Raw genomic sequence first — 13,284 nt, 5'->3', positions numbered from 1 at the left:
GAATACTTGGTCGGAATAGCAGGATTCGAACCTACGACCTCTGCCTCCCGAAGGCAGCGCTCTACCAAGCTGAGCTATATTCCGAGTGTCACGAGTTCGTCATGACGGTGCGCATTATACTGCGTGTTTTCGTGAATGCAAGCCCCTGTCAGGCATGACGATCCACGGCCTGGCGCACCAGCAGTTCCAGGCTTTCGCGATAGGGGGAGGGCGGCAGCAGCGTGAGCTGCTCAAGCGCGCGATCCACCATCTCATGGGCACGCGATCGGGTGTACTCCAGCGCACCGGTATCGCGCACGATGGTCAGTACTTCGTCGAGGTAGGACAGACCGCCTTCGCCGATGGCCCGGCGCACCACGCTGGCCTGCGCCGGACTGCCCACGGCCATGGCACGAATCAGGGGCAGGGTCGGCTTGCCCTCGGCCAGATCATCGCCCACGTTCTTGCCCATTTCGGTGGCGTTGCCCTGATAGTCCAGCAGATCGTCGATAAGCTGAAAGGCAAGCCCCAGATAGCGCCCATAAAGCTTGAGCGCCTCGATCTGGGCCTCGCTGCCCTCGGCCACCATGGCGCCGGTATGGGAGGCGGCCTCGAACAGCATGGCCGTCTTGCCCTGAATGGTGTCGAAGTAGGCGGCTTCATCGATGTCGGCGTTGCCGATATTGGTCAGCTGCAGGACTTCACCTTCGGCAATGATGGAGGTGGCGTTGGACAAAACGGCCATGATCGGCATCGAGCCGACCTCGACCATCATTTCAAACGAGCGTGAGTAGAGAAAATCACCGACCAGCACCGAGGGGGCGTTGCCCCAGGTGTCGTTGGCCGTGGCACGACCGCGTCGCAGGTGGGACTCATCGACCACATCGTCATGCAAAAGCGTCGAGGTGTGCATGAACTCGATCAGGGCGGCCAGCGTAATGTGCTGGTGGCCTTCATAACCCAGCGCTCTGGCCGATAGCAGGGCCAGCAGCGGCCGCACGCGCTTGCCACCGCTTTCAATGATGTAGTTGCCGATCGTTTCGATCAGGGGAACGTGGGAGGCAAGCTGCGCGCGGATGGTGCGGTCAACAGCTGCGAAGTCTTCCATGACGGGTTCATGGGTCCTGGAGACGCTGGGTGAAACGACTTGGCTGTTCACAGTGAACCTCGGGCTTCTAGTCCCTGCAGGCATGGGCCCGGGCCGGCAGGACAACAGGGTGCTTGGGTTTGCCGGGCAGTCTTCTCGAAGGCCCTTTGGGCGTCGAAGCGACATGGATGCCCGGTATGCTAGGTAACCCCTTCATGGGCGTCAAGATGCATCATGCCGGGCCTTGAGTTGCCCCGCGCACGCGGTTATAATTCGCGCCCTTAACTCATCGTGCTCCCTGTAAGATGGCTCGACCTCATTGATTGACGAGGCTTTTGGGCCACTTGCCACAGGTCGATGAAGCAGCCAACCGGATGAGTCAATTGGAGAATTCCATGTACGCAGTAATCAAGAGCGGCGGCAAGCAGTATCGCGTCCAGGAAGGCCAGCGCCTCAAGCTGGAAAAACTGGATGTGGCCACTGGTGACAGCATTGATTTCGATCAGGTGCTGATGGTCGGCGGTGACGACGTCAAGATCGGTGCACCGCTGGTGTCAGGCGCTGTTGTCAAGGCAGAGGTCGTCTCTCACGGCCGCGGCGAGAAGGTTCATATCCTCAAGTTCCGTCGCCGCAAGCACAGCATGAAGCGTCAGGGCCACCGTCAGTGGTACACTGAAGTCAAAATCACCGGAATTACTGCGTAAGCGTTTTCCGCATTTTCAGGAGGTCATACTCATGGCTCACAAGAAGGCCGCAGGTAGTACCCGTAACGGTCGCGATTCCGAGTCCAAACGTCTCGGCGTCAAGCTCTTCGGTGGTCAGGAAGCCTCTGCCGGCAGCATCATTGTTCGTCAGCGTGGCACTCGTTTCCACGCTGGTACAGGCGTCGGCGTCGGTCGTGACTTTACCCTGTTCGCACTTCGCGACGGTCAGGTGAAGTTCGAGACCAAGGGTCCGAAAAAGCGCAAGCACGTCAGCATCGTCTCCGCCTGAGACCGCTGACTGCTTAAAAAGCCCCGCTCAGGCGGGGCTTTTTTTTATCATGTGGGTCTATTGGTACATCAGACTCACGGGCGGTTGTGGCATGCCGGGCGTTATACGCTCGCCATCGGCATTTGCCTGAACGACAGTCCTTTATTTTTCGATAATCGGTTTTTGTATACAGGGCGACGAGTCGCCGGGAGTAGTGGCATGCAGTTCGTCGATGAAGCCTCGATCACGGTGGCCGCCGGTAACGGGGGCAGTGGCTGCGTCAGCTTTCGCCGTGAAAAGTACGTACCGCGCGGCGGGCCGGACGGTGGTGATGGCGGTCACGGCGGCAGCGTCATTCTGGTCGGTGATGAGTCGCTCAATACGCTGATCGATTTCAAGTTTCAGCGCTTTCACAAGGCGCCCAACGGCCAGCCCGGCCGCGGCAGTCAGATGAACGGCCGCAAGGGCGAGGACCTGTTCGTACAGGTCCCGGTCGGCACGACCGTGATCGATGTCGAAACCCTCGAGGTCATCGGCGACATCACCGCCGTGGGCCAGGAGCTCCGAGTAGCGCAGGGCGGGCGTCGTGGTCTGGGCAACGTACATTTCAAGTCCTCGACCAACCGTACGCCGCGTCAGAGCGTGCCTTCGGGCGAGGGCGAGCGTCGTGAGCTGCGCCTTGAGCTCAAGCTGATGGCCGACGTCGGTCTGCTGGGTATGCCCAATGCCGGCAAATCGACACTGATCCGCTCCGTGTCGGCCGCGCGTCCCAAGGTGGCGGACTATCCGTTTACAACGCTGGTGCCCAATCTCGGTGTCGTGAAGCTGGGGCTGCACGAACACTTTGTCATGGCCGATGTGCCGGGGCTGATCGAGGGCGCCGCCGACGGTGCCGGGCTCGGGCTTCGCTTTCTCAAGCACCTGACCCGCACGCGCCTGTTGCTGCACGTCATCGATGTGGCGCCCTTTGATGAAAGCGATCCGGTCGAGTCGGCCGAAAAGATCATTCACGAGCTTGAGCAGTATTCGCCGACGCTGGCCGAAAGCCCGCGCTGGCTGGTGCTCAACAAGTGCGACCTGGTCGATGATGACGCGCGCGAAGCCATGCTCGAGCGCATCGTCGAGCGGCTGAACTGGGACGGTCCGATCTTTCGCATCTCTGCCATTGCCGGGCAGGGTACGGATGAGCTGGTGCAGGCCGTACATCGCTGGCTTGTCGAGCAGCGCCGGCTTGAGCAGGACGATGAAGATTTCGCCGCGCACACGCGGGCCATTCGCGAGCGAATGGAAGCCGAGGCCGTGGCACGCACCGAGGCGCGTCTGGCCTTCATGGCCGGGCGCCAGCGTCGCGATGTCGACAGCGGTGATGACGATGACTTCGACGATGATGATTTCGATGTCGAAGTGGAATACAAGCCCTGAGTCCTGCCGGGCATAAGACTGGATCCGGAGAGCACGATGATGGAGCAGGCGGTAGCGGGCAGTCGCAGTCAGGTCACACGGCTGCGTCGTGTGGTGGTCAAGATCGGCAGTGCGCTTTTGACCAACGACGGGCGCGGGCTGGATGAAACGGCCATCGGCGCCTGGGTGGATCAGCTTGCCGAGCTGCATCGACGCGGTGTCGAGGTGGTGCTGGTTTCCTCAGGCGCCGTGGCCGAGGGCATGGTTCGGCTGGGCTGGCAGGTGCGACCGAGTGCACTGCATGATCTGCAGGCCGCCGCCGCCGTGGGGCAGACCGGTCTGGTGCGCAGCTATGAGGATCATTTCGCCCGCTATGACATTCGTACCGCGCAGATCCTTTTGACGCACGATGATCTGTCCAACCGCAAGCGCTACCTTAATGCCCGCTCGGCCCTGCGCACCCTGATCGATCTAAACGTGGTGGCGATCGTCAACGAAAACGACACGGTCGTGACCGACGAGATTCGCTTTGGTGACAACGACACCCTGGGCGCGCTGGTGGTCAATCTGCTGGAGGCCGATGCCCTGATCATCCTGACCGATCAGGAGGGGCTTTATAATGCCGATCCCCGCAAGGATGCCGATGCACAGCTGATCAGCGAGGGCAAGGCGGACGACCCGCGCTGGGTGGCCGTGGCCGGCGATGGTGGCAAGCTGGGACGGGGTGGCATGGCCACCAAGATTCGTGCGGCCCGGCTTGCCGCGCGCTCCGGGGCGCTGACGCTGATTGCCAGCGGTCGCCAGCCGCAGGTGTTGTCGCGTCTGCTTGATGGCGAGAACATCGGTACGCTGCTGGTGCCCGAGCATGCGCCGATGACGGCGCGCAAGCGCTGGCTGGCCGGGCAGTTGCAGGTGCGCGGTACATTGACGCTGGATCAGGGCGCCGTGGCACGCGTGTGTCAGCGTGGCTCCAGCCTTTTGCCGGTGGGTGTCACGGCGGTCGAGGGCAGTTTTCGCCGCGGTGACATGGTGTTGTGTGTCGATGGCGAGGGCGAGCCGGTTGCCAAGGGACTGGCCAATTACGATGCCCAGGACACCGGGCGGATTCTGGGCGTGCCGACCCATGACATCGTGGCGCATCTGGGCTATATCGAGGCGCCTGAGCTCATTCATCGTGACAACATGGTGATTCTTCGCGACCCCTGATCCGGGGCTGGTATTGCCTTATGGGCGCTGCTAGAATGCCGCCTCTCTTGTGAAGGTGCCCACCCAAGAGGCGCTTTTATCAAAATTCATCAACGTCAACACTCCAGGGAGTAGACGATGGCCAATACCCGTCAGGCTCGCAAGCGCGCCGTCCAGTCAGAGCGCCGCCGCCAGAAAAATGCCAGCCAGCGTTCCATGGTGCGCACGCACATCAAGCGTGTCATCAAAGCGATCAGCACCGGCGATCACAGCGCCGCCATGGCCGAGTTCCGTGTTGCTCAGCGTGTAATCGACCGCATTGCTGACAAGAGCGCCTACGACAAGAATCGCGCCGCTCGTACCAAGAGCCGTCTGAATGCGCGTATCAAGGCGCTGGCTGCCTGATAACAGGGCAACGTCCTGTTGTAGACAGCAGCATCTGCAAAAAAACCGGCTTCGGCCGGTTTTTTTGCGTATTCAGGCCGTGTGGCGATGGATGACACGGGGCATCATGTGCCCCCTTTCAGGATGGGAGATGGCATCTCGTGAGTGCTGAAGCAAGCAGGTCAAAGGGCGCCGGATTACTGCGTTCGGGCATGGTCGTGGGCGTCATGACGATGCTGTCACGAGTGCTGGGGCTGGCGCGCGATGTGGTGGTGGCCACGTTCTTTGGCGCCGGCAGCGGGGCCGATGCCTTTTTCATTGCCTTCAGAATTCCCAACTTTCTGCGCCGCCTGTTTGCAGAAGGCGCCTTCAATCAGGCCTTCGTGCCGGTGCTGTCAGAGTACGCCTCCCAGCGCGAGCGCAGGGAGGTCAGAGAGCTTCTGGATGCCACGGCCGGCACGCTTGCCGTGGTACTGCTGGGCATTACGGTGCTGGCGGTGCTCTGCTCGCCCTGGCTGGTCTGGGTCTTTGCGCCCGGCTTTCATGACGACGGTCACGGCAAGCTGGCGCTGACCGCCGAGATGCTGCGCCTGACCTTTCCCTATCTGCTTTTGATTTCGCTGACGGCCTTTTCAGGCAGCGTGCTTAACAGCTACGGCCGCTTTGCCGTGCCGGCCTTTACGCCGGTGCTTTTGAACCTGTCGATGATCGGAGCGGCGTTGTGGCTTGCGCCGCTGCTGGAGGTTCCGGTCATGGCGCTGGCGTGGGGCGTGTTGATTGCAGGCGTTGCGCAGCTTTTGTTTCAGATTCCGTTTCTGATGCGTCTGGGGCTGTTGCCGCGGCTGCGTCCCAACTTTCGCCACACCGGTGTTCGCCGCATTCTGCGCCTGATGGGGCCGGCCATGTTCGGGGTGTCGGTGTCACAGATCAATCTGCTGCTCGACACCGTGCTGGCCTCGATACTGGTCGGCGGCAGCGTCTCCTGGCTTTATTATTCAGACCGTCTGGTGGAACTACCGCTCGGGGTGTTTGGCATCGCGATCGGCACCGTGATCCTGCCGGCCCTGTCGCGTCAGCACGCCAGCGATGATCCACATCGTTTTGCTCGCATGATCGACTGGGGCATTCGTGCGGTGCTGCTGATCGGGCTACCGGCAGCGCTGGCATTGATCGTGCTGGCCGAGCCGCTTTTGATCACACTCTTTCATTACGGGGCGATGACCGATCACGATATCGTCATGGCCTCCCAAAGCCTGCGGGCCTATGCCCTCGGGCTGGTAGCCTTCATGCTGATCAAGGTGCTGGCGCCTGGCTACTACGCGCGTCAGGATACGAAAACGCCGGTCAAGATCGGCATCATTGCCATGGTCGCCAACATGGCCTTTAACCTGATGTTGATGTGGCCGCTTGCCCATGCCGGGCTGGCGCTGGCCACGGCGATGTCGGCCTGGCTCAATGCGATCCTTCTGGGGCGCGGTCTGTTAAAGCGCGACGTTTTGCATTTTCAGCCCGGCTGGGGCCGACTTTCCCTGCAGCTTCTGGTGGGCTGTGTGCTGCTCACCGGTGGGCTCTGGTGGTTCACCCCCGACTGGCATCAGTGGCTCTCATGGGGGATCGAGCAGCGCCTTGCCATGCTGATGGGCCTGATCATTGCCGCCATGGCCGTGTATTTTACCTGGCTGGGGCTTGCCGGGGTGCGCGTACGTCATTTCAAACTGCGGGGCTGATGTCTGTCCGTTGGCGGTGTACAGCGCTATAATCGAAGGTTTATCACGGCGGGCAGCAGTGGGCATGGAACTGATCAGAGGGTTACATAATCTACGCCCCCGGCATCGGGGCAGTGTTGTCACCATCGGCAATTTTGATGGGGTCCATCTTGGCCATCAGGCCATTCTGGATCAGTTAAAGTCGCATGCCCGCCAGCATGACCTGCCGGCTGTGGTCGTGGTATTTGAGCCCCAGCCGCGCGAGTATTTCGCCGGTGATCAGGCCCCGCCCCGGCTGACGCGACTCAGCGACAAGGTGCGCCTGCTGGGCCGCTATGGCGCCGATCGGGTGCTGTGCCTGCCGTTTAACCGCCGCCTGCGCGAGCTTTCGGCACACGAGTTTGTCGATCGTGTCCTGATTCAGGGGCTGGGCGTTCGCCACCTGGTGGTGGGCGACGATTTCCGTTTCGGCTGTGATCGTGCCGGCGATTTTGATCTACTCAGGACAGTCGGTGAACAGGTCGGCTTTTCGGTCGAGCACACGCGGACCTTTCAGATCGGCGGCGAGCGGGTTTCCAGTACCCGGGTGCGTACCCTGCTGGCATCGGGCAACTTCGAGCAGGCCGAGCAGCTTTTGGGACGGCCCTTCAGTCTGGAAGGGCGTGTGGTCAAGGATCGCCAGCTGGGCCGCACGATCGGCGTGCCCACGGCCAATCTGCCGCTGGTACCGGGCCCGCTGGTGTTGCGCGGCGTGCTGGCAGCGATGACCCGGCTCGAGGACGGTCGTGAAGTGCCGGGGGTACTCAATATCGGCTGGCGACCCACGGTCGGCGCGGATCGGCCGGTTCTGGAAGTGCACCTTTTTGACTTTGATGAGTCCCTTTACGGACAGCGTCTGGTTGTCATGCCGTGCGCCAGACTGCGCGGCGAAGAAACCTTTGCTTCCATCGATGAACTCAAGCGCCGCATTCATCTGGATATCGACCAGGCGCGCGACTATTTCCAGCAACACGCTTTCCAGCAGCATGCTGCTGACGCCGCGGGCGCCTTGCCCGATGCAGAAGGGGTGGATGCATCATTGCCTTCCTGCCGCTATCCCATGGCCTCGGCGCCACTGGCGGCGGAACGCAGCAAACATGAACAGTGACGGCTGACCATCAGGTTATGAGCGACTACAAGCATACGTTGAATCTGCCCCATACCGACTTCCCCATGCGTGGCATGCTGCCCAAGCAGGAGCCGGGCCGGGTCTCGCAGTGGCAGGACATGAATCTGTACCAGCGCCTGCGTGACGCGCGTGCCGGGGCGCCTCTGTTCGTGCTGCATGATGGCCCGCCCTATGCCAACGGCAGCATCCACATCGGCCATGCGCTCAACAAGATCCTGAAGGACATCATCGTCAAGTCGAAGAATCTGTCAGGCTTTGATGCGCCCTATGTGCCGGGCTGGGACTGTCACGGGCTGCCCATCGAGCACCGCGTGGAAACCACCCATGGCAAGCACATGGAGCCGGCGAAGGCGCGCGCGCTGTGTCGTGAATACGCCGCTGCCCAGATCGAGACCCAACTGGCCGATTTTGTACGCCTGGGCGTGATCGGCGACTGGGATCACCCTTATCGCACCATGGACTACGTCAACGAAGCCGGCGAAATCCGGGCGCTGGCCGACATGGTCGAGGCGGGGTTCGTCTTCAAGGGGCTCAAGCCGGTCAACTGGTGCTTTGACTGTGGTTCGGCACTGGCCGAAGCCGAAGTGGAGTATCAGGACAAGCAGTCCGATGCCATCGATGTCGCCTTCCCGGTAGAGGACGCCGACAGACTCGCCGAGGCCTTTGGGCTCGACACGCTGGCCAAACCGGCCGCGGCAGTAATCTGGACCACCACGCCCTGGACCATCCCGGCCAACCAGGCGCTCAACGTGCATCCGGACTTCACCTATGCGCTGGTGGATACCGGCGAGCGGCTGCTGATGCTGGCCGAAGAGTTGGTCGAAAGCTCTCTGGAACGTTTCGGCCTGAGCGGTGAAGTGGTTGCAACGACAGCGGGCCAGGCGCTGGATCGGATCAACTTCCGTCATCCCTTTTATGACCGCCTGTCGCCGGTCTATCTGGCCGACTACGTCGAATCCGAAATCGGCAGTACCGGCATCGTGCATTCGGCGCCGTCCTACGGTGTGGACGACTTCAATACCTGCCGCGCCCACGGGATGAGCTTTGACGAAATGCTCAACCCGGTGCAGGGCAACGGCGTCTACATCGATGACCTGTCCTTTTTTGGCGGTCAGATGATCTGGAAAGCCAACCCGCACATCATCGAAAAGCTCGAGGAAGTGGGCGCGCTGATGGCACACAAGCCCATCACCCACAGCTATATGCACTGCTGGCGCCACAAGTCTCCCGTGATCTATCGCGCCACGGCGCAGTGGTTTGTGGGCATGGACATTCAGGGCCGGGATGGCAAAACGCTTCGCGAGCGGGCGCTTGAAGGTGTTGAGGCCACGCAGTTCACACCGGCCTGGGGCAAGGCACGGCTTCACAGCATGATCGCCAATCGTCCGGACTGGTGCATCTCGCGTCAGCGCAACTGGGGCGTACCGATCCCGTTTTTCCTGCACAAGCAGACCGGTGAGCTGCATCCGCGTACCGTCGAGCTCATGGAAGAAGTGGCCCAGCGTGTGGAAAAAGAGGGGATCGATGCCTGGTTCGGCCTCGACCCTGAAACGCTGCTGGGAGCGGATGCCGGCGACTATGACAAGGTGATGGACACCCTGGATGTCTGGTTTGACTCCGGCACTACTCACCGTCATGTACTGCGCGGTTCGCATCCCCAAGGCCATGAAAACGGCCCGCTGGCCGATCTTTATCTTGAAGGCTCGGATCAGCACCGTGGCTGGTTCCACTCCTCGCTTCTGACCGGCTCGGCCATCGATGGCCATGCGCCGTATCGCCAGCTTCTGACCCACGGCTTCACGGTCGATGCCCAGGGGCGCAAGCAGTCAAAATCGCTGGGTAACGTGGTCGCGCCGCAGGCCGTCATGGACAAGCTGGGCGCCGACATTTTGCGCCTGTGGGTGTCCTCGACCGACTACTCGGGCGAGATGGCGGTGTCTGACGAGATCCTCAAGCGAACCGCCGACGTCTATCGCCGGATTCGCAACACCTCGCGCTTTTTGCTGAGCAACCTGAACGGTTTCGACCCGACGCGTGACATGGTGGCCTTTGAGGACATGATCGCGCTGGATCGCTGGGTCATCGATCGTACTGCCCTGTTGCAGGCGCGCATTCAAACGGCGTATGAGGAGTACCGTTTCCGCGACGTCTATCAACAGGTGCATGATTTCTGCGCCCGCGATCTGGGCGGCTTTTACCTGGATATCATCAAGGATCGCCAGTACACCACTCAGGCCGATTCGCTGGCGCGCCGCAGCTGTCAGAGCGCGCTCTATCACGTGATCGAGGCGCTGTCGCGCTGGATTGCACCGATTCTGTCGTTTACCGCCGAAGAGATCTTTGAGCATATCCCCGGCGAGCGCGGCGACAGCGTGCTGCTGGAGACCTGGTATGAGGGGCTGACCACGCTGCCGGAAGACGCCACCATGGGGCGTGCGTTCTGGGATCGTGTGATCGAGGTCAAGCAGGCGGTCAACAAGCAGCTCGAGGATGCGCGCAATGAAGGCGTTATCAAGGGCGCGCTGGACAGCGAGGTCACCCTGTACGTGGATGACGAGCGCCATGCGCTGCTGTCACGTTTCGAGGATGAGCTGCGCTTTGTGCTGATCACCTCCGAGGCCACGCTGGCGCCGCTGGGTGAGGGTAGCGAGGCCCGGGCCACCGAGCTTGACGGTCTGAAAGTGGACATCCGCCTGAGCGATTTTGACAAGGATGAGCGCAGCTGGGAGCGTCGCGCCGACGTGGGCGCCGATCCGGATTATCCGACGCTGTCGGCACGCTCGATTGCCAATCTGCCGGATGGCCCCGGTGAGGTACGCCGCTATGCCTAAAGGGCAATACGCGCACGCACGCTATACGCTGCGCTGGTGGTGGCTGTCGCTGGCCGTCATCGTACTGGATCTGGGCACCAAGGCATGGGCCAGCATGGCGCTTGCCTATGCACGCCCGGTCGAGGTGCTGCCGTTTTTCAATCTGACGCTTTTGCACAACACCGGGGCGGCGTTCAGCTTTTTGTCCGAGCACGCGGGCTGGCAGCGCTGGTTTTTTGCCCTGATCGCCGTGGGCGCCGTTATTGCGCTGAGCATCTGGCTGGCCCGGCTGGATCGCCATGACCGGCTCAATCAGGTGTCGATCACGCTGATCATCGGCGGGGCCATTGGCAATCTGTTTGACCGCCTGGTTCACGGCTATGTGGTGGATTTTCTATCCTTTCACTGGCAGGGCTGGTACTACCCGGCCTTTAACCTGGCCGATACGGCCATCACGCTGGGCGCGGTGGGTATCATTATCGCCTCGTTCAAGCGTGACAAAGAAGATACTTCACAGCCGGAGCGCCATCATGACGGATAAATCCTGCGATCAACACGGCAATGACGCAGGTCTTGCGGCCGACGATAATATGACGATCGCCATCCATTTCACCCTGCGCCTGGAAGATGGCACCGAGGTGGATACGACCCGCGGCAAGCGTCAGGCCGAGTTCGTTTTCGGTGACGGCAATCTGCCGCCCGGGTTTGAAAAGCCGATCAGAGGCATGCGGGTCGGCGAGACACGCCTGGTGGATGTGGCGCCGGAGCATGCCTTCGGCCCCTGGAACCCTCAGAACGTGCAGATGCTCAAGCGCGCCGATTTTGAGGATCAGGACGCGCTGGAGGAGGGCGTGGTCATGTCCTTTGCCGACCCGACCGGCGGCGGTGAATTGCCCGGCGTTATCAAATCGGTGGATGAGCGTCAGGTCGAGGTGGATTTCAATCATCCGCTGGCCGGGCGCACGCTGAGCTTCGAGGTGGAAGTGCTGGCCGTTACGCCGGCCACCACTCACTGAGTGCATTTCACGATGGGGCCGGTCGGCCCCGTCGCCGTTCGCCCATCAGGGGCCTGATGTGCGACACTGATACCATTATCCAACAGCGAGGTGGCCCATGCAGATCAGGCTGGCCAATCCACGTGGTTTCTGCGCAGGCGTTGATCGCGCCATCGATATCGTCAACCGGGCACTCGATGTCTTCGGTGCGCCGATCTATGTTCGCCATGAAGTGGTTCATAACCGCTATGTGGTGGAAACATTGCGCGAGCGCGGCGCCATCTTCGTCGAGGAACTTGACGAGATTCCCGACGACAATATCGTCATCTTTTCGGCGCATGGCGTCTCGCGCGCCGTACAGCAGGAAGCCGAGCGCCGCGGGCTGCGCATCTTTGATGCGACCTGTCCGCTGGTGACCAAGGTTCATATGGAAGTGCTGCGCTACGCCAGACGCGGGCGTGAGTGCATTCTGATCGGCCACGCCGGGCATCCGGAAGTCGAAGGGACCATGGGACGCTATGACGACAGCTATGGCGGGGCCATCTATCTCGTGGAAGACGAGGCAGATGCGCGTGCGCTGACGGTCCGGGATCCCGAAAATCTTTCGTTTGTGACCCAGACCACGCTGTCGATGGATGACACCTCAAGGGTCATCGATGCGCTGCGCGAAACCTTCCCGGCCATTCAGGGACCGCGCAAGGACGACATCTGCTATGCCACGCAAAATCGCCAGGACGCCGTACGCGAGCTGGCCGAGCAGTGCGATGTGCTGCTGGTCGTCGGTAGTGCCAACAGTTCGAACTCCAATCGTCTGGCGGAGCTTGCCGAGCGGATGGGTACGCCAGCATGGCTGATCGATGATGCCGAGTCGATGCAGGGCGAGTGGTTCAAGGATTGCCGCATCGTTGGCGTCACCGCCGGTGCCAGTGCTCCCGAAGTGCTGGTCAAGGGCGTGATTGACCGTCTCAAGGCGCTGGGCGGTCATGAGCCGGAAGAGCTTGAAGGGCGTGAGGAGACCATTACCTTCTCGATGCCGAAAGAGCTGCGCGAGAAGGTGATCGTCAGCGCCTAGAAACACCTGGGAGGCCTGTATGGGAGATCTGCTGCTCTGGGTCGTGCTGTTTGTGCTGGCGTTTGCCGGCATGGAGTTCATCGCCTGGTTTACGCATCGCTATATCATGCACGGCTTTCTGTGGTGCTGGCATCGCTCGCATCACAGCGAGCGTCACGGACTTTTCGAACTCAACGACCTGTTCGCTGTCTTCTTTGCGCTGCCCTCCGTTGTATTGATCTACAGAGGGCTCAACGGCCATCCCTTTGAGCTGGCACTGGGACTGGGCATCGCCGCCTACGGACTGGTCTATTTCATGTTTCATGACGGGCTGGTACATCGACGCTTTCCGGTGCCGTTCAATCGACAGCAGCGCTTCTGGAAAAAACGCATTCAGGCGCACCGCATGCACCACGCTGTGGAAACCAGGGAGGGTGCCGTCTCTTTCGGCTTTCTGGTAACCCGGCCCATCAACCGATTGAAGCGGGAGCTGGCGGCGCGGCGGCGCTCCTGATACACCCGTTTTCTTCTGCCTGCTTCACCCGT

At 61.2% G+C, this 13,284-nt stretch carries 13 protein-coding genes and 1 tRNA gene; 12 read left to right on the top strand and 2 right to left on the bottom strand.

What is annotated here, in order from left to right; genetic code table 11:
• Positions 1-7 precede the first annotated feature (7 nt).
• Positions 8-84, bottom strand: a tRNA-Pro gene (locus tag ACS92L_RS09710).
• Between the two features lie 64 nt (positions 85-148).
• Positions 149-1,087 (bottom strand): polyprenyl synthetase family protein, encoded by a 939-nt coding sequence (locus ACS92L_RS09705; RefSeq protein WP_438764498.1) that lies wholly within the window; start codon positions 1,085-1,087, stop codon positions 149-151.
• Between the two features lie 374 nt (positions 1,088-1,461).
• On the opposite strand from ACS92L_RS09705, the gene rplU reads away from it, so the two are divergent.
• From rplU to ACS92L_RS09645, 12 genes are all read left to right on the top strand, one after another.
• Positions 1,462-1,770, top strand: a complete 309-nt coding sequence (gene rplU, locus ACS92L_RS09700) for a 50S ribosomal protein L21 (RefSeq protein WP_438768457.1) — start codon at positions 1,462-1,464, stop codon at positions 1,768-1,770.
• A 31-nt stretch (positions 1,771-1,801) separates the two neighbouring features.
• Positions 1,802-2,059 (top strand): 50S ribosomal protein L27, encoded by a 258-nt coding sequence (gene rpmA / locus ACS92L_RS09695; RefSeq protein ID WP_299260449.1) that lies wholly within the window; start codon positions 1,802-1,804, stop codon positions 2,057-2,059.
• Between the two features lie 198 nt (positions 2,060-2,257).
• The gene (gene cgtA, locus ACS92L_RS09690) at positions 2,258-3,460 is read left to right on the top strand and encodes an Obg family GTPase CgtA (RefSeq protein ID WP_438764495.1); all 1,203 of its coding nucleotides are present in this window, start codon (positions 2,258-2,260) and stop codon (positions 3,458-3,460) included.
• Positions 3,461-3,499: 39 nt separating this feature from the next.
• Positions 3,500-4,645, top strand: a complete 1,146-nt coding sequence (gene proB / locus ACS92L_RS09685; RefSeq protein ID WP_438768455.1) for a glutamate 5-kinase — start codon at positions 3,500-3,502, stop codon at positions 4,643-4,645.
• Positions 4,646-4,762: 117 nt separating this feature from the next.
• Positions 4,763-5,029, top strand: a complete 267-nt coding sequence (gene rpsT / locus ACS92L_RS09680) for a 30S ribosomal protein S20 (protein WP_438764493.1) — start codon at positions 4,763-4,765, stop codon at positions 5,027-5,029.
• Between the two features lie 191 nt (positions 5,030-5,220).
• The gene (gene murJ, locus ACS92L_RS09675; RefSeq protein ID WP_438768453.1) at positions 5,221-6,735 is read left to right on the top strand and encodes a murein biosynthesis integral membrane protein MurJ; all 1,515 of its coding nucleotides are present in this window, start codon (positions 5,221-5,223) and stop codon (positions 6,733-6,735) included.
• 64 nt (positions 6,736-6,799) lie between these two features.
• Positions 6,800-7,861 carry a bifunctional riboflavin kinase/FAD synthetase gene (ribF, locus tag ACS92L_RS09670; RefSeq protein WP_438764492.1) on the top strand — a complete coding sequence of 354 codons (1,062 nt, stop codon included), beginning with the start codon at positions 6,800-6,802 and terminating at the stop codon, positions 7,859-7,861.
• A gap of 17 nt (positions 7,862-7,878) precedes the next feature.
• Entirely contained in the window at positions 7,879-10,713 is a 2,835-nt protein-coding gene (gene ileS, locus ACS92L_RS09665) for an isoleucine--tRNA ligase (protein WP_438764491.1), read from the top strand.
• Entirely contained in the window at positions 10,706-11,233 is a 528-nt protein-coding gene (lspA, locus tag ACS92L_RS09660; RefSeq protein ID WP_438764489.1) for a signal peptidase II, read from the top strand. The genes ileS and lspA overlap by 8 nt, the downstream gene beginning before the upstream one ends.
• Positions 11,223-11,708 carry an FKBP-type peptidyl-prolyl cis-trans isomerase gene (locus tag ACS92L_RS09655; RefSeq protein WP_438764488.1) on the top strand — a complete coding sequence of 162 codons (486 nt, stop codon included), beginning with the start codon at positions 11,223-11,225 and terminating at the stop codon, positions 11,706-11,708. The genes lspA and ACS92L_RS09655 overlap by 11 nt, the downstream gene beginning before the upstream one ends.
• A 97-nt stretch (positions 11,709-11,805) precedes the next feature.
• Positions 11,806-12,759: a 4-hydroxy-3-methylbut-2-enyl diphosphate reductase gene (ispH, locus tag ACS92L_RS09650; protein WP_438764486.1), complete on the top strand. Its 954-nt coding sequence runs from the start codon at positions 11,806-11,808 to the stop codon at positions 12,757-12,759.
• Positions 12,760-12,778: 19 nt separating this feature from the next.
• Entirely contained in the window at positions 12,779-13,252 is a 474-nt protein-coding gene (locus ACS92L_RS09645) for a sterol desaturase family protein (protein ID WP_438764484.1), read from the top strand.
• Positions 13,253-13,284: the final 32 nt, after the last annotated feature.

It is taken from the genome of Kushneria halocnemicola (genome assembly GCF_965650455.1).
In the GTDB taxonomy this organism is placed as follows: Bacteria; Pseudomonadota; Gammaproteobacteria; order Pseudomonadales; family Halomonadaceae; genus Kushneria.
Note: the sequence above shows the minus strand (reverse complement) of the source record. Positions and strands in the feature narration are given on the sequence as shown.

Coding starts and splice junctions, on each gene's coding strand:
- ileS (WP_438764491.1), top strand. CDS start 7,879: ATGAGCGACTACAAGCATACGTTGAATCTGCCCCATACCGACTTCCCC.
- ACS92L_RS09645 (WP_438764484.1), top strand. CDS start 12,779: ATGGGAGATCTGCTGCTCTGGGTCGTGCTGTTTGTGCTGGCGTTTGCC.
- rplU (WP_438768457.1), top strand. CDS start 1,462: ATGTACGCAGTAATCAAGAGCGGCGGCAAGCAGTATCGCGTCCAGGAA.
- murJ (WP_438768453.1), top strand. CDS start 5,221: ATGGTCGTGGGCGTCATGACGATGCTGTCACGAGTGCTGGGGCTGGCG.
- lspA (WP_438764489.1), top strand. CDS start 10,706: ATGCCTAAAGGGCAATACGCGCACGCACGCTATACGCTGCGCTGGTGG.
- rpmA (WP_299260449.1), top strand. CDS start 1,802: ATGGCTCACAAGAAGGCCGCAGGTAGTACCCGTAACGGTCGCGATTCC.
- cgtA (WP_438764495.1), top strand. CDS start 2,258: ATGCAGTTCGTCGATGAAGCCTCGATCACGGTGGCCGCCGGTAACGGG.
- ACS92L_RS09655 (WP_438764488.1), top strand. CDS start 11,223: ATGACGGATAAATCCTGCGATCAACACGGCAATGACGCAGGTCTTGCG.
- ribF (WP_438764492.1), top strand. CDS start 6,800: ATGGAACTGATCAGAGGGTTACATAATCTACGCCCCCGGCATCGGGGC.
- rpsT (WP_438764493.1), top strand. CDS start 4,763: ATGGCCAATACCCGTCAGGCTCGCAAGCGCGCCGTCCAGTCAGAGCGC.
- ACS92L_RS09705 (WP_438764498.1), bottom strand. CDS start 1,087: ATGGAAGACTTCGCAGCTGTTGACCGCACCATCCGCGCGCAGCTTGCC.
- ispH (WP_438764486.1), top strand. CDS start 11,806: ATGCAGATCAGGCTGGCCAATCCACGTGGTTTCTGCGCAGGCGTTGAT.
- proB (WP_438768455.1), top strand. CDS start 3,500: ATGGAGCAGGCGGTAGCGGGCAGTCGCAGTCAGGTCACACGGCTGCGT.